The 17,425-nt window shown below is 37.7% G+C and carries 17 protein-coding genes; 4 read left to right on the forward strand and 13 right to left on the reverse strand.

All coding sequences use genetic code 11. The features are described from left to right. Nucleotides 1–22: 22 nt before the first annotated feature. The 5 genes from RV04_RS03850 to RV04_RS03870 all read right to left on the reverse strand — a co-directional run bounded on the left by RV04_RS03850 (nucleotide 23) and on the right by RV04_RS03870 (nucleotide 4,485). Nucleotides 23–1,432, reverse strand: a complete 1,410-nt coding sequence (locus tag RV04_RS03850) for a C69 family dipeptidase (RefSeq protein WP_071857148.1) — start codon at nucleotides 1,430–1,432, stop codon at nucleotides 23–25. 78 nt (nucleotides 1,433–1,510) lie between these two features. Further along, nucleotides 1,511–2,065, reverse strand: coding sequence for a DNA-3-methyladenine glycosylase I (locus RV04_RS03855; protein ID WP_071857149.1), 555 nt, complete (start codon nucleotides 2,063–2,065; stop codon nucleotides 1,511–1,513). Between the two features lie 123 nt (nucleotides 2,066–2,188). After that, entirely contained in the window at nucleotides 2,189–3,604 is a 1,416-nt protein-coding gene (ffh, locus tag RV04_RS03860) for a signal recognition particle protein (protein WP_071857150.1), read from the reverse strand. Between the two features lie 81 nt (nucleotides 3,605–3,685). Continuing rightward, on the reverse strand, nucleotides 3,686–4,024 hold the full coding sequence (locus RV04_RS03865; protein ID WP_071857151.1) for a putative DNA-binding protein: 339 nt from the start codon (nucleotides 4,022–4,024) through the stop codon (nucleotides 3,686–3,688). After that, the gene (locus tag RV04_RS03870; RefSeq protein ID WP_071857152.1) at nucleotides 4,024–4,485 is read right to left on the reverse strand and encodes a 2-thiouracil desulfurase family protein; all 462 of its coding nucleotides are present in this window, start codon (nucleotides 4,483–4,485) and stop codon (nucleotides 4,024–4,026) included. The genes RV04_RS03865 and RV04_RS03870 overlap by 1 nt, the downstream gene beginning before the upstream one ends. Before the next feature lie 158 nt (nucleotides 4,486–4,643). On the opposite strand from RV04_RS03870, the gene RV04_RS03875 reads away from it, so the two are divergent. Both RV04_RS03875 and RV04_RS03880 read left to right on the forward strand, forming a co-directional pair. Further along, nucleotides 4,644–5,339: a response regulator transcription factor gene (locus RV04_RS03875; RefSeq protein ID WP_071857153.1), complete on the forward strand. Its 696-nt coding sequence runs from the start codon at nucleotides 4,644–4,646 to the stop codon at nucleotides 5,337–5,339. Beyond that, nucleotides 5,336–7,072 carry a sensor histidine kinase gene (locus RV04_RS03880; RefSeq protein WP_071857154.1) on the forward strand — a complete coding sequence of 579 codons (1,737 nt, stop codon included), beginning with the start codon at nucleotides 5,336–5,338 and terminating at the stop codon, nucleotides 7,070–7,072. The genes RV04_RS03875 and RV04_RS03880 overlap by 4 nt, the downstream gene beginning before the upstream one ends. A gap of 76 nt (nucleotides 7,073–7,148) precedes the next feature. Here RV04_RS03880 and RV04_RS03885 read toward each other — a convergent pair whose 3' ends face one another. Then, nucleotides 7,149–8,021 (reverse strand): phosphate ABC transporter substrate-binding protein PstS family protein, encoded by an 873-nt coding sequence (locus RV04_RS03885; RefSeq protein WP_071857155.1) that lies wholly within the window; start codon nucleotides 8,019–8,021, stop codon nucleotides 7,149–7,151. A gap of 191 nt (nucleotides 8,022–8,212) precedes the next feature. Between RV04_RS03885 and RV04_RS03890 the strand changes: the two genes are divergently transcribed. Next, nucleotides 8,213–8,413 carry a hypothetical protein gene (locus RV04_RS03890; RefSeq protein ID WP_084405508.1) on the forward strand — a complete coding sequence of 67 codons (201 nt, stop codon included), beginning with the start codon at nucleotides 8,213–8,215 and terminating at the stop codon, nucleotides 8,411–8,413. A 43-nt stretch (nucleotides 8,414–8,456) separates the two neighbouring features. On the opposite strand, the gene RV04_RS03895 is transcribed toward RV04_RS03890, so the two are convergent. Further along, entirely contained in the window at nucleotides 8,457–9,623 is a 1,167-nt protein-coding gene (locus RV04_RS03895; RefSeq protein WP_071857156.1) for a pyridoxal phosphate-dependent aminotransferase, read from the reverse strand. Nucleotides 9,624–9,970: 347 nt separating this feature from the next. On the opposite strand from RV04_RS03895, the gene RV04_RS03900 reads away from it, so the two are divergent. Then, nucleotides 9,971–10,342, forward strand: coding sequence for a hypothetical protein (locus tag RV04_RS03900; protein ID WP_071857157.1), 372 nt, complete (start codon nucleotides 9,971–9,973; stop codon nucleotides 10,340–10,342). Between the two features lie 84 nt (nucleotides 10,343–10,426). Here RV04_RS03900 and ribF read toward each other — a convergent pair whose 3' ends face one another. The 6 genes from ribF to infB form a co-directional block, all read right to left on the reverse strand. After that, the gene (gene ribF / locus RV04_RS03905; RefSeq protein WP_071857158.1) at nucleotides 10,427–11,371 is read right to left on the reverse strand and encodes a riboflavin biosynthesis protein RibF; all 945 of its coding nucleotides are present in this window, start codon (nucleotides 11,369–11,371) and stop codon (nucleotides 10,427–10,429) included. 4 nt (nucleotides 11,372–11,375) lie between these two features. Then, complete coding sequence (truB, locus tag RV04_RS03910) at nucleotides 11,376–12,299, reverse strand: tRNA pseudouridine(55) synthase TruB (protein WP_071857159.1); 924 nt, start codon at nucleotides 12,297–12,299, stop codon at nucleotides 11,376–11,378. Nucleotides 12,300–12,429: 130 nt separating this feature from the next. After that, nucleotides 12,430–14,502: a cation:proton antiporter gene (locus tag RV04_RS03915; protein WP_071857160.1), complete on the reverse strand. Its 2,073-nt coding sequence runs from the start codon at nucleotides 14,500–14,502 to the stop codon at nucleotides 12,430–12,432. Nucleotides 14,503–14,506: 4 nt separating this feature from the next. Beyond that, nucleotides 14,507–14,797 (reverse strand): hypothetical protein, encoded by a 291-nt coding sequence (locus RV04_RS03920; RefSeq protein WP_071857161.1) that lies wholly within the window; start codon nucleotides 14,795–14,797, stop codon nucleotides 14,507–14,509. Between the two features lie 120 nt (nucleotides 14,798–14,917). Next, nucleotides 14,918–15,265, reverse strand: a complete 348-nt coding sequence (gene rbfA / locus RV04_RS03925; RefSeq protein ID WP_071857162.1) for a 30S ribosome-binding factor RbfA — start codon at nucleotides 15,263–15,265, stop codon at nucleotides 14,918–14,920. 126 nt (nucleotides 15,266–15,391) lie between these two features. Then, nucleotides 15,392–17,425 (reverse strand): translation initiation factor IF-2 (gene infB / locus RV04_RS03930; RefSeq protein ID WP_071857163.1); only part of this gene is annotated, 2,034 nt, incomplete at its 5' end.

Raw genomic sequence — 17,425 nt, forward strand, 5'->3', positions numbered from 1 at the left:
AACGTTCACTTTTAGCAATTTTTTATAAATTGACATCCATTTTATACGTTAGTTTTGATAAATCGATGCTGTCTTTGACTAGTTGTCCAATATACTTCATTGCTTTTTCTTGCATCACTTCAACGATTTCATGGTTACGATTTGTCAGATAAGTGGTCAACGCTTCTCCTTGAAATTGGATTGCGTGTTGATCTGTTTCGGCGACTAGACGAATCAAATTTTCACGACAATCTTTTACAAAGTCTTGATCAGATTCAATTAACTCACTATAATGTCCTTCGACCAACGCAGTGATCGTGCGATACATCCAATAGCCATCTTTTAAATTCCAATCAAGAGAAGTATTGTTGAAACTTGGATCAGAATCTGTTGCATTTCCATAAAATGGAAGGTGCGGATTAAAGGCAGGGACACCTAAGCAAACCCACATAATAGTCGAAAGTTCTTCCGGTACATGATTTCGGACTTGCATGATATGAGAATCTTGTGTTCGATTCAACGCAATCGGACGATACAAATGTTTTTCACGTTCTGTTCCTTTACCATAAGGATCGTAAACTGTTTCATTATAGTGAGAGCTCAAAATATATGCGATATCTTCTAAACTGATTTTTCTGCTAGCTTTTCGTAAAAATGGTAAGTTAGAGGATACCGGATCTTGTTCGATTTCCGGATTCAAATAACGTTGGCCAAACCACACTCGAGGTGTATTATAATAACGATCTTTTTCTGTGTCTGTTCCAAAAATGTGACGGAAGTTGAAGCCTTGATGATCAGGATTTAAATGATTTTTTTCAACAAATTCTTGAATTCCTTCAGACCACATAAAATTTTCTTGATCCGTAAAATCAATTTCTTCTTGAGCGACTTGGTTCGCAATCACAGCATAGTGATCATCAGGAATTCGTTGGGCCACCCAGTGATGTCCTGTGACGATTTCCATATACCAAACTTCATTCTTATCACTAAAAACAATACCGTTACCTTCGGGAGAACCCGATTTTCTGATGATCTCTCCTAAATATTCTACGCCATGACGAGCAGAATCGATATACGGCAATACTGCTACAACCATTGAATCTTCTGCGATTCCGTCTTTTACTAAAGGATCAAATGCTAGAACATGCTCATTAGCATAGACGCTCTCAGTCGCACTGATTCCGACATTCTTTTCATTAAATCCACTACCACCGAAAATACCTTCTTTTTCAACATTTACATTTGGTACCATTTGATAGCGATAGGCTTTTGCTGGATAATCAAAAGTGAAGCCATTTTTATTAGAAACATATTTCCCAGTTTGATGATCATTACTTGGAATCACTTGAATTTTTTGTGGTGTATCTGCGACAAACATATCATTGTTGCGCGCCATCATTGTTGATCCATCAGTTGAAGCCTTTTTCCCTACTAAAATCGTTGTACACGCCATTATAATTCCCTCCCATTTTCTTCTACATATTCACTATAACGCTAACGTAAGAAAAAAACCAAAAATAACTTAAAGCGTTTACTTCAACTGTAATTCTTCATAACGAAAACAATTTTTTTCATGATCATTGACGATACCGACCGCTTGTAAAAAAGCATAGATTGTTGTACTTCCTACAAATTTAAAACCACGTTTTTTTAAATCTTTCGCAATCCTATCTGAAAGTTCTGTCGTCGCCGGGACTTCACGTTGGCCATCGATCACTCGATGATTGGTAAATCCCCATAAGTAATCAGAAAAACTCATCTCAGTTGCTTGCATCTCTAAGATTTTTTGTGCATTATGGATGGCTGCTTCAATTTTTCGCCGATTACGGATCACGCCAGCGTTTTGCATCAATTCTTCCACCTTTACTTCATCAAATTTTGCGACCTTCTCGATTTCAAAATTTTCATACGCTTGATCAAAACTTTCTGATTTATTTAAAATCGTTTGCCAACTCAATCCCGCTTGATTCATATCTAAAACAAATTTACGGAAAAGTCGTTGATCATCATATTCAGGAACACCCCAAATAGTATCATGATAAATCTGCATATTTTCATTACTTCCAGCCCAATTACAACGTTCCATTGTTCTCCCCCTTTTTATTATAAACGAACATACGCTCCCCTTTCAGTATAGCAGAACTCGTTTTTTACACAATAAAAAAGCTGAGGCACAAGTAGAAAAACCTTTTGCCTCAACCCTGATTGATTATTTACGTTTCTTTTTCTTCTTCTTATTTTTCTTGACCATCCGGTTCATAGCCATCTTGCCCATTTTACCTTTGATTCCTGAACCAAACATTTGGTCCATTCCGGCAGGCATACTGCCTTTACTCATTTGTTGCATCATTTTGCGTGATTCTTTAAATTGTTTAATCATGCGGTTGACTTCAACGACTGAATTTCCGGATCCGGCAGCGATCCGACGACGGCGACTAGGATTTAATAAATCGGGATCTTCTCTTTCCGCCGGAGTCATAGAATAAACCATCGCTTTTTTACGTTCGACATCTTTTGGATCTACTTTGATGTTTTCAATTCCAGGCATTTGACTCATTCCAGGAATCATTTTCAATAGATCTTCGATTGGTCCCATGCCCATAACTTGATCTAATTGTTCAATGAAATCATTAAAGTCAAAACTATTTTCCTTCATCTTACGAGCTAATTCTTCCGCTTTTTTCTCATCGTAATCCACTTGAGCTTTTTCAATCAGCGTTAGCATATCACCCATACCTAAGATTCGACTAGACATCCGATCTGGATGGAAGACTTCAAGGTCAGTTAATTTTTCACCAGAACCAATGAACTTGATTGGAGCCCCAGTAACGGCACGGATCGATAGCGCAGCCCCACCACGAGTATCACCATCAAGTTTTGTAATCACAACCCCAGTTATACCTAGTTGTTCGTTAAAACTTTCAGCAACGTTTACGGCATCTTGCCCCGTCATCGCATCGACAACCAATAGGATTTCATTTGGTTGTGCAATTTCTTTGATTTGTTTTAATTCATCCATTAATGTCTCATCGATATGTAGACGCCCTGCCGTATCAATCAAAACATAATCATTTTTATTTTCGCGCGCTTGTTTCATCCCTTGGCGAACGATTTCGACTGGACTTACTTCTGTTCCCATATCGAAAACAGGCACGTTTAATTGTTGGCCTAATACTTTTAATTGGTCGATCGCTGCTGGACGATAGATATCGCCTGCGATCATCAATGGGCGGGCTTTTTCATTTTTGATCAGTGAATTAGCTAATTTCCCAGCAAAGGTTGTTTTACCTGCCCCTTGCAGACCAACCATCATGATCACGGTCGGAATCTTCGGTGATTTTTCAATACCGACTGCTTCTGAACCTAAAGTTTTCGTCAATTCCTCGTCAACGATTTTTACGATTTGTTGAGCGGGCGAAAGACTTTCTAGTACTTCTACGCCAAGTGCACGCGTCCGGACTTCTTTGGTAAATTGTTTTACAACTTGTAAATTAACATCGGCTTCTAATAACGCCAGACGGATCTCGCGCATCATTTCGGTAACATCAGCTTCTGTTACTTTTCCTTTTTTTCGTAATTTCCCCATCGCAGACTGTAAACGCTGCGTTAAACTTTCAAATGCCATTGTTGATTACTTTCCTTTCTGTAAATGAGTCTAGTTTCCACTCAAATAAATGTTATTTTTGATCAAAGTAATGATCGTTTACTATTCATCTAAATCTTGCAGATTAGTGATTGCTGCAGCTAAAACTTCATCTTTGGGATAATGCTCTGTCACATAGAGTGCTAGCTTATCCAATTGTTCTTCACGAACAATATAATCTGAAAACATATGTAGTTTGCGTTCATAATCTTCTAAGATTTTTTCAGTTCTTTTAATATTATCATAAACTGCCTGACGACTCACTTGATATTCTTCAGCGATCTCACCAAGTGAAAAATCATCTGCGTAATACAGTTCCATATAATTCATTTGTTTTTCAGTTAATAGCGTTGCGTAGAATTCAAACAATGCATTCATTCGGTTCGTCTTTTCGAGTTCCACTACGTCATCCTCATTTCTTGCCAATTTTCTTCAGAGTATATGGCTATCCCTTTTTGCATAAAATAAGCGGTGGCTACTCCGACACCGTTGATCCGATTGCCAGAAAAACTACCATCGTAGATCCGATTGCTACCACAAGACGGGCTTTTTTCTTTCAAAATCAATTCGGTCACTTGTAAGCGTTGAAGCTGTTCAAAAGCTAAAATCGCTCCTTCTTTAAATGCTTCCGTCACGTCGTTGCCTTTTTTATCGATCACTTTTGCGCTATCATTCCAAACGTCAAAGCCATCTCCGCCTTGGATCTCTGCAGGTGTTCTTGGTGTAGGCAACCCCCCGAGCACTTCTGGACAGACAACGATTGCTTGATTTGTTTTCACCCATTCTTTTAATAATAGGATTTCATTTGATTGGCCATCGTATCGACAGGCGATTCCACCTAAGCAAGCACTGATTCCTAGCATTGTTTCTTCTCCCATCATTTAATAGAAAATAGGTGACAAAACTGCTTTCACATTATACCATTTATTCATGTATGGAAATAGTCCTTCCTAAATCTTCTTTAAAAAAAGAAAAACGCTACAAACTAGGATATTTTTTTACATCAGGAGAGGAGATACTTATGAAACACGTGTTAGTTGTAGACGATGAACCTTCGATCGTAAAGTTGCTGAGCTTTAATTTAGAAAAAGAAGGGTACGCAGTATCGACTGCAGACGATGGCCAAGTTGGGTATGAATTGGCCTTGAATGAAAAATTTGATTTTATTATTTTAGATGTCATGTTGCCATCGATGGATGGTTTAGAAATCGCGCGGAAATTGAGACAAGAAAAAATCGATACGCCGATTTTAATGTTGACTGCAAAGGATGACGCGATTGATCGGATCTTAGGTTTAGAAATCGGAGCAGACGACTATTTGACTAAACCTTTTTCGCCACGCGAAGTATTGGCGCGAATGAAAGCTATTTTTCGACGTGTTGAACCACGCCAAGAAGCTGTGTCTCATGAATTTTTAACTACTGGAGAGATAACGGCAGATTTGTCAAACTATCAAGTAACCGTTCGTGATAAAAAAATTGAATTAACACCTAAAGAATTTGAATTACTGGTTTATTTCATGAAACGAAAAGAACGTGTGATTGATCGTGACACACTATTAGATCGGATTTGGCACTATGACTTTTCTGGTCAGAGCCGAATCGTCGATGTCCACGTCTCTCATTTACGTGAAAAAATAGAACTTGATCCAAAACATCCCCAATATTTACAAACGGTCCGTGGTTTTGGTTATAAATTCCAGGTACCAACTCGATGAAACGCAAACACTTAGATTATCTCATCCCGTTTCTTTTAGTTTGTCTCCTTTTTTTTGGTAGTTGGAAATTGGCCAATCATTTTTATAATAAAGAATTACTTGAACAACAAGAAGAATTTTTGACCAGTAATGGTGAATTGATGATTCATCGATTGGATCTCGAAGCATTAAATTCGCGTTCCAATCAAGCGGCTATCGAACATTTTGCTCAAGAAGCTCATGATCGAATCACACTAATGGATTCTAAAGCCAAAATTATCTTTGATAGTACGGATCCTGATTTAACCGGTAGTCGTGAAGATCGACCTGAAGTAAAAACGGTCTTGAATAGTGCTAGCGTTGGTGCCTCTGTCCGTTACAGTTCGACTTTGAATACTGAGTTGCTTTATACCGCTCAGCCAATTCGTTCCAATGACAAAATCATAGGGATTTTACGGGTCGCAAAAAGAACCTCAGCATTTCAGCCCAAGACGAGAAACTTTCAACGAACAATTTTTATTATTTTACTTTTCTTTTATACATTTATTTACTTGATCATTTGTTATTTGACTTATCAACGAAATCGACCGATCCAAGCCGTTTTACCCGTGTTGCAACGGATGCTCAAGGCGCCTGAAAAAAGCAATTACGTCATGCAACACTCTTCCCAATGGAAAGAGCTCTATATCACGGTCAACCAAATCAGTGAACAATTGAATGAAACTTATGCCGCTTACACATCAACGGAAGAACAATTCTCTACGTTGTTCCATGAATTGACGATTGGCGTCTTTATCATTGATACCGAAGGGCGCTTCAGTATGGTCAATCCAGCAATGGAAGAATTGTTACAAATTGGTGGTGCCAAAGATCATTATTATTGGCAAGTCATCGCTGATAACCGCTTTATTCAATTAATCCAACAAATTTTAGTCGATAAAGGACAAGTCCATCGAGAAATTTCTACAAAATTGCCCACTTCGATGAATTTAGATATTCGTTTACGTTATATCGAAAACGAACTCCGTGGTGATCAAATCATGGGAACGGTCTATGACCTGACACACGTTCGACGCTTAGAAAAAATCCAACGTGATTTTGTTGGCAATGTTTCTCATGAATTGAAAACCCCTGTTACTTCTTTACTAGGCTTTACCGAAACCTTATTAGATGGGGCGAAAGAAGATCCTGAATTGACTACAGAATTTTTGACGATCATGGAAAATGATGCCAAACGATTACAGCGATTGATCCAAGACATTATCGAACTTTCAAAAGATAGCGATGATTTGGCAGAAGATCGTCAAACGATCGAAATCGATACGTTTTTACAACAACAAATCGATCTATACCAGCATATTTTGAAGAAAAAAGATATTACGGTTACTATTGACGGGCCATCCGGTGGTTTCTATCAAACACGTTTGACCTTTTTCCAACCAATTGTCAAAAATCTATTAGAAAATGCGATCCAATATTCACCCGAAAACAGTCAGATTGAAATAAGTTATACCTTGAGTGATAAACTAGAAATCATTGTGACCGACCATGGGATTGGGATGTCTAAAGAAGATCAAAAACGAATTTTTGAACGGTTTTATCGTGTCGATAAAGCTCGTAGCCGTCATTCTGGAGGTACTGGTCTAGGGTTGGCGATTGTTAAAGAATATAGCGAAATCCTCGGCGGATCAGTGCGCGTGGAAAGTCATCCAAAATTAGGCTCTGCCTTTACAATAATCTTACCCAATAAATAAAAAAGGCGCACGGAAATTCCGTGCGCCTTTTTGTTGGATCAAAACTTTGGGGAAGCTTTTCACTCCGAAATAACAATTATTTGATCGTACCATCAGCAGAGCGTTCCACTTTCATTGAAGTGATCGGTAAGTAGCCCAACTCTTTGACTGGCCCCGATTGCACCGCATCGCTTGTCATGTATTTAAGAAAAGCGGCTAAAGCTTTATCTGGTTTTCCATTTGTATACATGTGTTCGTAAGACCAGATCGTCCATTTATTGTTTGTGATATTTTCATTGGTTGCTTTTACCCCGTCTAACTCCAATGCTTGCAAACTATCATCGACATAAGACAATGCTAAGTAGCTGATTGCACCAGGTGTTTGCGCTACAATTTTTTTCACCGTCCCTGATGAATCTTGTTCTTGTGACTGAATAGGCTCTTTCCCATTTAATGCCCATTTTTCAAACGTAGCTCGCGTACCACTGCCAGCAGCTCGATTGACAACTTGAATAGCTTCATCTTTTCCGCCAACATCTTTCCAGTTTTTGATTTCGCCGGTAAAAATGCTGATCAATTGTTCTTTCGTAATGTTTTTAACGCCAACATCTTTATTTACTACTGGTACAAAGCCGACAACTGCTACTTTGTGGTCTACTAATTTGCTAGCATCGACGCCTTCTTTTTCTTCTGCAAAGACATCTGAATTGCCTATTTCAACCGAACCGCTCTCGACTTGACTCAAGCCCGTGCCACTACCCCCACCTTGAACAGAAATTTGAATATTGGGATGGTCTTGGGTGTAACTTTCTTGTGCCGCATCCACTAGCGGTTGTAACGCAGTTGAACCTACGGCAGTTATTTTTGCTGTATCTTCTTTTGCAGAACTAGACGTTGCTGCATTATTTCCATTGCCACAACCAGCTAATAAAATCCCTGAAAATGCTAAAGCCAAAATAATTTTTTTCATGTAGTACACTCCTCATACCTTTTCTTTAGTACATAGTTACTTTAACAGTCCAACGTAAATATCTGATTGATACGATGTAAATGATCCGTTAAGAACTGTAAATATTTAGTAAAGGTAAATTGCTTACTTTTTATTAGTTTAGGTGTATAATACGTTTGTAATAAAAATTAAGTATGAGAGAAGCGAGTATTATGTTAGTTATTACGTATGAATTAAATGATGCAGAAAAAGAAAAAACTTATAACAGCCCTAGTGATTTTGTAGCAGCACAATTCAAAGAAGTCCCTGATCTACCTGATTACTATCATGTAATCAAAGCAACTGTCGATGGCAAAGAACTTTCTTTAGATGATAAAACAATCAGTGGATTATTCAATTACTTAAACAAATAAACAAAAACGATCAAATCACTCATGATTTGATCGTTTTTTTCTTTTAATCGTTGATATAAGCTGAAAGACGAGTCATCGCATCCACTAACGTTTCCATAGAAGCGGCGTAACTGATTCGTACATAACCTTCCCCTTCAGGTCCAAAAGCAATTCCGGGAATCAGTGCTAATTGATTTTTTTCTGCTAAATCAATACAAAATGCCATTGAGTCCTGTTCTTGGCCAGCAGGAATTTTAGCAAAAATATAAAAGGCGCCAGATGGACGCGCTACTTTAAAATCAAGTTTTGTCATCGCTTGATAAACAAAATCACGCCGTTCACGGTATTCTTCTTTCATAACTTCAGCATCTGAAATTCCTTGAACCAAGGCCCGAACCGCCGCCTTTTGCGAAACAGTAGCCGCTGCCGTTACCAAATATTGATGGACCTTAATGATTTGTGCAACTAATTCTGCTGGGGCAAAAATAAAACCGATTCTCCAGCCTGTCATGGCATGGGATTTTGATAATCCATTGATCAAAATGGTTTGTTCGCGTAAATATTTTCCAAAAGAAACATGCTGTCCTTCATAATTCAATTCACTATAAATTTCGTCACTAATAACGAACACTGAATATTTCGCTAATGTTTTACTTAAAGCCGCCACTTCTGCTTCATTATAGGCCACGCCCGTTGGATTTGAAGGCGACGTAATAATGATGGCTTTGACTTTATCACCATGTGCTGCCATCGCTTGATCAATTTGCTCAGGGGTCAGCACAAAGTCTGATTCTCGTGTATCAATGTATACAGGTTCTGCTCCGGCTAATAAAATTAACGGCTCATACCCTGGATATGTTGGTGCAGGTAATAATACTTTATCCCCTGGCTCTAATATAGCTAATAAGCTAGCTGATAGCGCTTCTGTTGCTCCCACCGTTACTAATACTTCCGTTGAGGGATCATAATTAACGGTATATTTTTCAGACAAGAATCGGCTGGCTGCTTCCCGCACATCCATTAAACCCGACATCCCTGTGTAATGGCTAAAATTCTCTTTGATAGCCTGACGTCCCGCTTCTTTTACATGTTCAGGAGTATTAAAATCGGGTTCACCTAATGTTAACTTCAACATATTTGGAATTCCTGAGACTTTCTCATCAAATTGACGAATTAATGAGACCGCGATTTCATAAACATTTTTGTTAAAGCGATTTTGCAATTTATTCATATAACCCCTCCATTTTTAATCATATTATCACAATCACTCAGATAGTAAAGAAAAAATTTTTATATGCTATTTTAGGCTTATTTCCACTGATTATAAGGTTCCTTATGATCCTCTTTAGTCAAACGAGAATAATTTTAAAAAAATAACTACTCTAAAAAAAATTTATTATGAGAAAATATTTTTTTTAAGTGAAAGAAACTATAAAACGCCTATATTTCTGATAACGTTTTCTTCATTTTAGATAAAATAACGTTAATAATTATTTGTATTTTCTTTATATTCGTTGTGTTGAGTAATTTTAAAGCATAAAATAACTATATAAAAATAAATTAAAAAGGAGTTTCATCATGCTAAACAAAAAAATAATTCGCTTGTTGCCATTTATTTTTTTCATCATACCGTATGTTCATATCACTTTAGCGATGGATTATCTTTTTCATTCTATTATAGGGCTTTTACTATTTACTATTGTCTCTATTAGCATTGGATTTTATGCTAAGCGTAGCTATCAAATTCCACTGTTAATTTTTGGTAATGGCCTAAATTTTTTACTAAGTATTTTTCTAGTTTTGATAGAAAGTCCTATTACTACCTTTTATCATTCTTCATCGCCTTTGATAGCTTCGATTCCTTTACTTTTGCTCTTTTTTATTGCACAATTAACTGGTATTTTCTGGGGAAGTCTCTTTTCAAAGAAAAATACTGTCACAACTAAATAACAAGCAAAAAGCTTCAACTCAATCAATTTGAGTTGAAGCTTTTTGTGTTTCACAATAGTTTTAGCTAGAATTATCGATTATAAACTATAGATTCGTTTTAAAATAATCTCTCGTTGCTTGCTCATCTGCTTTTAGCTGTTCGATCAAACCTTCGACCGATTCAAAAGCCACTTGTCCACGTAACATATGATGCCAGCGAACATTTACTTTTTCACCATAGATTTCTTGATTAAAATCTAAAATATTGATTTCTACCGTCAACATTCGATTTGGCCCAAACGTATCGTTGTGTCCGATCGATCCCATCGCTGGGTACCATTTTCCATCAATTTCAAGTTGATTAACATAAACACCTTCTTTTGGCAGATTCATGTCTTCTCGCACCTGAATATTCGCCGTCGGATAACCTAACGTCCGTCCCCGTGCTTCACCATGAATGACAGTCCCACTAGTCTCATACACATAACCTAATAAATGATTGGCTTCGTCTAATCTACCTTCAGATAGCAAACGACGAATCCGCGAAGAACTGATTTTTTCAGCATCTTCGGTTTTTTTAGCGACTGTTACGACTTCAAAACGGCCTTTAGCATAATCCGGCAGATGTTTGGCATCTGCTTTTGGCCCTTTGCCGTAAGTATAATCGAAACCAGAAACAATTACTTTTGCGTGCAGACCTACAATATACTGATCTACAAACTCTTGTGGCGATAATGCTGCAAATGATGACGTGAATGCTACTTCATATAATCTTTCGATTCCTAAGGCAGCTAAATGTCTCTCTTTTTGTTTTAATGTAGATAAATACTTGATCGGTTTACTTTGTACCCGTTGAAAAACAACCGCTGGATGTTGATTAAAGGTCATCAACGCTAATTTCAAGTTTTTTTCTTGAGCTATTTTTTTCCCCGCTTCAATCACTGCTTGGTGTCCACGATGCACACCATCAAAAAAACCTAAGATCAACACACAATCGTCTTGAGGAATTTCTTCAAGCTTATACGGGTGGTGTAATTTAATTATTTCCATATGGTTATACCTCGTTTCGGATTACTTTACTTGGTTTTAACAACCAATTTTTTTCAGGGTGTTGACCATACATGCTAACTAATTGATTTTGATAGAAAAAAGCAAGCAGTTGATCCGGCATTTTTTTTAGTCCAAAATCTTTCATTGGCAAAACTTGGCCATTTTTAACTTTTTGCCAATCAGCATCGCTTAAATCAATTCTTGGAAAATCTTTCATCGCTTCCTCGATTGGTTGTAAAGCTTGATCGATTTGTTCTTTTTCCATTAATTCAGCAACTTGAGCTAATGTCACTGCTTGGCCCACAGAAAAGCCCCCACTAGCCAACCGAGTTAAATCTGACATATGTGCCGGATAGCCAAGCTTGGCTCCTAAATCAACTGCCAATGTCCGCACATACGTCCCTTTGCCACAGCTAACTTCAAATCGCCAACTTTGAGTTTTAGTTTCTTCATTATAAACAGGCCTCGTTGTGCGCTTAAAACTTTCGATAACCGCTTTGCGCTCAGGCCGTTCAACCGTTTCACCTGCTCTAGCATACTCATACAAGCGGCGTCCGTTTACTTTAACTGCCGAGTACATTGGTGGTACTTGAGTGATCGTTCCGATAAACGTCGCCATTGCTTGATCGATTTCTCTTTCACTCAATCCTGTCATAACCGCTTTTTCTTCTACAATTTCTCCGCTACGATCTTCGGTTGTTGTCGAAAAGCCTAAAGTTATTTCTCCTTCATAAACTTTTCCGCTCTCTTGAAGATACTCGATCACTTTAGTTCCCTTACCAATACAAATTGGCAAAACACCATCAACATCAGGGTCTAGAGTACCTCCGTGACCGACTTTTTTTGTATGTAAAATTTTTCTTAACTTAAAGACACAGTCATGACTCGTCATGCCGCGCTCTTTCCATAACGGTAAGATCCCGTCCATCGCTGTTCCTCATTTCATTTAATATTCAACATTCCCATTATAGCATAGCTAAACAAAGAAATAAGAACCCGTGTTTTACCTGAATCTAAAATTCTGGATAAGAAAAAACCATCACAGCAAGTATGATGGTTTATTTGTTTTTATTCTTTTTCTTTTTGCGCCGATTCATCACAAATTTGATGCTTGGATCACTCGGTTGCTGGATCGCATAGGATTCTAATTGATTGACTTGATGTCGGTAATCATTGGCTACAAAATTACTAATGTCACCATTTACTTCATACTCATCAATTAATTTTCTTTCCAAATAAAATCCACGAATCAATTCTTTTGAATATAGTGGATCTTGTTGAATTAAATAGGTGCCAAATAAGCCATGATTTTCGACTTGTTTCATTAAATTTTTTCGTTCATCAACAAAGAAATCAATCAGATCTTCATCATAAACATCACGTAAATTTTCTAAACTGTCTAAAATAGCTTCACTGTTACGCAAGAAGACTTTTCTTAATGCTGAAATATCCTCATTATCAACAGTTTCTCTTTGGTTCTTACGTCGTTCCCAAAACATTTTAGGGTGCAAAATAATTCGAATGATCCTTCTCACAAAAATCAACCAAAAACTAAGCAAAGAGAGCATTTGTTTAGTCACCGATTCGGATACATTTGAAATAAAGCGTGAATACAAACGATATGCTCCAGAATCGATTACATGACGACGGAAACTCTCATCTAGTCCATCTCGTTCTACGGAAATAATCAGTGCTTGGATTTCTTGAAATTCTTGTTGCGCACTTTCGGGCATTGAATTATTAAAAACCAACTGTACTCGATTTTGATAATTAGCGATCACTGCTTGCAAAGCAAATCGCTCTTTATCACTTAATTCTTTGTTCTCCAGATCATCATATAATTGGCTGATGACATCTCTAAAGATCAACATCAACTTCGGATCGGTCGGTGGAATAACTTCTCCTTCAGATAAAATCGGAAGAATAATCATCCCAATGATCAATGTCAAAAAGGTGACACATGCGGTAATGAACAAGAGTAAGGAACGATCAGGAAAATCCATCCCATTGATCGTCGTAGGTAAAATAAAGATAGTTGCGATACTGACAGTCCCTTTGACACCACCAAATGTTAGAAGTAACCGATCTTTTAACTGCTCATTACTTTTCCTCCAGCCTTGCGTAACGATATAAAATAGACTGACAAACAAGAAACGTAAAACAAATAGTAATGCGGTTAATAACAAAACGATCTCCAACAAATGCAAGTTGGAATAATTCCGACTGTTCCATACAGGGGAAAAGACTTGCGACAATTCAATGCCTAAGAAAATAAATACTAATGCATTCAGCATAAAACTAATCGTGCCCCAAGAGGTTTCAGTTACATTTGAAAGTTGGGCTTCAAACAAATTGACTCTGCGAAAACCAGTCGCTTGCAACACACCAGTTACAACCGCCGCAATGATTCCTGAAGCATGGAATAATTCAGCAATGAAATAAGCCAAAAATGGTAAAATCAATTCAATTAATAAGTAGGCCGAAATATCTTGCGCCGAAATTCGTTCGATGATTTTGATAATTTCGTTTTTGACCCACATAATGACTAAACCGACTAAGACACCAACAATACTTGATTCAACCAAAGATATGGACGCATCTGCCGCAGAAAACTGACCTGTCAAAAGTGCTGCTACCGCAAACTGGAAAGCCGTAACCCCAGTCGCGTCATTGATCAGCCCCTCGCCTTCTAACACATGCATGATAGAGTCAGGTATATTTAACCGTTTCGCCAACGAACTTACCGCCACTGCATCTGTTGGACCTAGCGAAGCACCAAAAGCTAAACAAGCAGCTAATGGAATCGTAGGGATAATCCAATGTAAAACGTATCCTAAACCAAAGAGTGTAAGAATGACGCCGCCAAACGCAAGTAGCAGAATTAAACCAAAATGTTTAAGGATCGAAGGGATGTCCGCCGTTTCACCTTCACGAAATAGTAAAGGAGCAATAATCATGACCAGGAAAACTTCTGATTCAAAATTGATTGAGCTTCCTACTTCCGTTAAACCCAGAATAATGCCAATAATAATTTGAATCATAAAAATAGGGAATGAAGGGAAAACTTTTGCTAGAACATTCGATAAGGTTATGGAGATAGCTATGATGATGATAATCTCAACTAGGCCCATTCAATCACCTCTTAGAACAATTCTCTTTTGCTTTAAATAATACTTTTAAGAATTCTCTTTTTTTATTTATAATACGGTCTTCTAATTCTGACAGCTCTTTTGATTCACCATCTAAAGAAAGTTGTGCTCTTTTTGTTTCCATACGTAATAATTCGTGTTTCATTCGATCCAACTTGCGAGAAGTTAAAACATTGATTCTTTTAATTTTTTGTTTTACTGCTTTACGTTCTTCCGGACTTAATTCATCAAATTCTTTATGTAGAGCCTTCATCCGTTCTTCAAACTCCGTTGTCATTTCTTAACTTTGCCTCCTTGAAATATCCAGCAAAAGGATTATTTACAAACTTCATACAATGTAACAGTATTTCACTAAGAATGCAAAAAAAAACTCGAAAAATTTCGAGTTTTAAAGAATTTATTCTTTATTTAAATCACGAATCATTTGATCAATCTTAGAACCGTATTCAACCGATTCATCCAATTCAAAAAATAGTTCTGGTGTTTTATAAATCGACAAGGCTTGACCTAATTCACGGCGAATCAAGCCAGTGGCTTTCGTCAATCCTTCTTGCGCTTTTTGCTTATCTGAAGCTTTATCAGATAACAAGCTGTAATAAATCGTAGCTTGCTGTAAATCACCCGTTACGTGAATATCTGTGATATTCACTTCTTGGACACGAGGGTCACGAACTTTTTTACGTAAAATATCATTGACCTCTTTTAAGATTTCTTGTGCAAGACGACGATCGCGATAATTTGGCATAATAGCTACCTCCTTGTACCTATTAAAGTTTCTTTTCTTCTTGTTTAGCCTTACTACCAATAACTACTTAAAGCTATTGATAGTAGGTCACAAGAATCGTTGTTTACATTAGAAGGTTATCTGAAATTATTTTTTCTTCACTTCTTGCATAACGAAGCCTTCAATAACATCATCAACTTTAAGGTCGTTATAATTTTCAATCATGGCGCCACATTCGTAGCCCATTTTCACTTCTTTAACATCATCTTTGAAACGTTTCAAGCTGGCTAATTTACCTTCGTAGATAACGATGCCATCACGAATGATACGGACACCACTATCACGTTGGATTGAACCTTCATTGACGTAACAACCGGCAATGATCCCAACTTTTGAAACTTTGTAAGTTTCGCGAACAGTCATTTGACCAGTGATTTTTTCTTCAAATTCAGGATCAAGTAATCCTGTCATCGCTGTTTCGATTTCTTCGATCGCTTTATAAATAATGCGGTGCAAACGAATATCAACTTCTTCAGCAGACGCTTGTTGTTTAGCTTGTGGTGTTGGACGTACATTGAATCCGATAATGATCGCATTACTTGCGGCAGCTAATGTAACGTCACTTTCATTGATGGCACCAACAGCTGAATGGACGATCTTCACACGAACACCTTCAACATCGATTTTTTTCAATGATGCGGCCAATGCTTCAGCAGAACCTTGAACGTCAGCTTTGATAATCACGTTAACTTCTTTCAATTCACCCTCTTTAAGAGAATCAAACAAGTTATCTAAGGTTACACGAGCATTAGAACTACGATGTTCAAGCAATGCACGTTTCGCACGTTCTTCACCAGCAGCACGAGCGGTTTTTTCATCTTCAAAAGTAGCAAAACGATCGCCTGCTTGAGGCACGTCATTTAACCCAGTAATTTCAACAGGAGTAGCAGGTCCAGCGGATTTATCACGACGACCAATATCATTCGTCATTACACGTACCCGACCGTAAGTATTCCCTACTACGATTGGATCACCCACATTAACAGTTCCTTGTTGAACTAATAATGTCGCAACTGGTCCTTTGCCTTTATCCAAACGAGCTTCAATAACTGTACCAATACCATGTTGCGTTGGATCAGCTTTAAGATCTTCTACTTCTGCAACTAAAAGAATCATTTCTAGAAGTTCTTCGATATTTTGATTGAATTTTGCAGAAATTTCTACAAAAATCGTATCGCCGCCCCATGATTCAGGAATCAATTCATATTCACTTAATTCTTGCATCACATGTTGCGGGTTAGCACCTGGTTTATCGATTTTGTTGACTGCCACAATAATTGGTACTTTCGCTGCTTTCGCATGGTTGATGGCTTCGATTGTTTGCGGCATTACACCATCATCTGCTGCAACAACTAAGATAGTGATATCCGTGATACTTGCTCCACGTGCACGCATGCTTGTGAAGGCCGCATGTCCTGGTGTATCCAAGAAAGTAATTGGTTTGCCATTAATGTCAATTTGGTAAGCACCAATATGCTGCGTGATACCTCCCGCTTCACCACTTGTTACGCGTGAATGACGTAATGTATCTAAAAGCGTTGTTTTACCATGGTCGACGTGTCCCATGATTGTTACTACTGGCGGACGAGAAACTAATTTATCTTCGTCTACTTCTTCTGCATCAAAGAAGCGGTCGATATCAGCAATATCAATCGTTACTTTTTCTTGTGCTTCGATACCATAGTCTGTTGCTAACAATTCGATCGTATCTTTATCTAATGGTTGGTTTTGGTTGACCATAACACCCATCATAAATAATTTTTTAATGATTTCAGCTGGTTCGCGATGGATTTTCTTCGCAATATCCGCTACATTCATGCCATCTGTATATTCCAAAACTTCAGGAAGTTCACGGAATTTACGTGGTGGTACGGCAGGTTTTTGACTTGGTTGATACTTGCCTTTTTTGCCTTTTTTATTATATCTATTTTTATTACGATTTTGGTTACCACCGAAACTGTTGTTACGATTTTGGTTGCCATAATTATTTCTGTTGTTGCTGTTATTGTTGCTATTGCGGTTTTGAGTAGTAGTATCATTCGAGCGTTGTCCTTGACTGCTACCATTTTGGTTTGAACGAGGAGTTTGGCTTGAATTATTTTGTGCTGGACGTTGTCCTTG

Origin of the sequence: Enterococcus hermanniensis, assembly GCF_001885945.1 — a bacterium.
GTDB lineage: Bacteria > Bacillota > Bacilli > Lactobacillales > Enterococcaceae > Enterococcus_A > Enterococcus_A hermanniensis.

Excerpts from the sequence above, each read along its gene's own strand:
- RV04_RS03850 (WP_071857148.1), bottom strand. The coding sequence starts at position 1,432 with ATGGCGTGTACAACGATTTTAGTAGGGAAAAAGGCTTCAACTGATGGA.
- RV04_RS03855 (WP_071857149.1), bottom strand. The coding sequence starts at position 2,065 with ATGGAACGTTGTAATTGGGCTGGAAGTAATGAAAATATGCAGATTTAT.
- ffh (WP_071857150.1), bottom strand. The coding sequence starts at position 3,604 with ATGGCATTTGAAAGTTTAACGCAGCGTTTACAGTCTGCGATGGGGAAA.
- RV04_RS03870 (WP_071857152.1), bottom strand. The coding sequence starts at position 4,485 with ATGCTAGGAATCAGTGCTTGCTTAGGTGGAATCGCCTGTCGATACGAT.
- RV04_RS03875 (WP_071857153.1), top strand. The coding sequence starts at position 4,644 with ATGAAACACGTGTTAGTTGTAGACGATGAACCTTCGATCGTAAAGTTG.
- RV04_RS03880 (WP_071857154.1), top strand. The coding sequence starts at position 5,336 with ATGAAACGCAAACACTTAGATTATCTCATCCCGTTTCTTTTAGTTTGT.
- RV04_RS03885 (WP_071857155.1), bottom strand. The coding sequence starts at position 8,021 with ATGAAAAAAATTATTTTGGCTTTAGCATTTTCAGGGATTTTATTAGCT.
- RV04_RS03890 (WP_084405508.1), top strand. The coding sequence starts at position 8,213 with ATGTTAGTTATTACGTATGAATTAAATGATGCAGAAAAAGAAAAAACT.
- RV04_RS03895 (WP_071857156.1), bottom strand. The coding sequence starts at position 9,623 with ATGAATAAATTGCAAAATCGCTTTAACAAAAATGTTTATGAAATCGCG.
- RV04_RS03900 (WP_071857157.1), top strand. The coding sequence starts at position 9,971 with ATGCTAAACAAAAAAATAATTCGCTTGTTGCCATTTATTTTTTTCATC.
- ribF (WP_071857158.1), bottom strand. The coding sequence starts at position 11,371 with ATGGAAATAATTAAATTACACCACCCGTATAAGCTTGAAGAAATTCCT.
- truB (WP_071857159.1), bottom strand. The coding sequence starts at position 12,299 with ATGGACGGGATCTTACCGTTATGGAAAGAGCGCGGCATGACGAGTCAT.
- RV04_RS03915 (WP_071857160.1), bottom strand. The coding sequence starts at position 14,502 with ATGGGCCTAGTTGAGATTATCATCATCATAGCTATCTCCATAACCTTA.
- RV04_RS03920 (WP_071857161.1), bottom strand. The coding sequence starts at position 14,797 with ATGACAACGGAGTTTGAAGAACGGATGAAGGCTCTACATAAAGAATTT.
- rbfA (WP_071857162.1), bottom strand. The coding sequence starts at position 15,265 with ATGCCAAATTATCGCGATCGTCGTCTTGCACAAGAAATCTTAAAAGAG.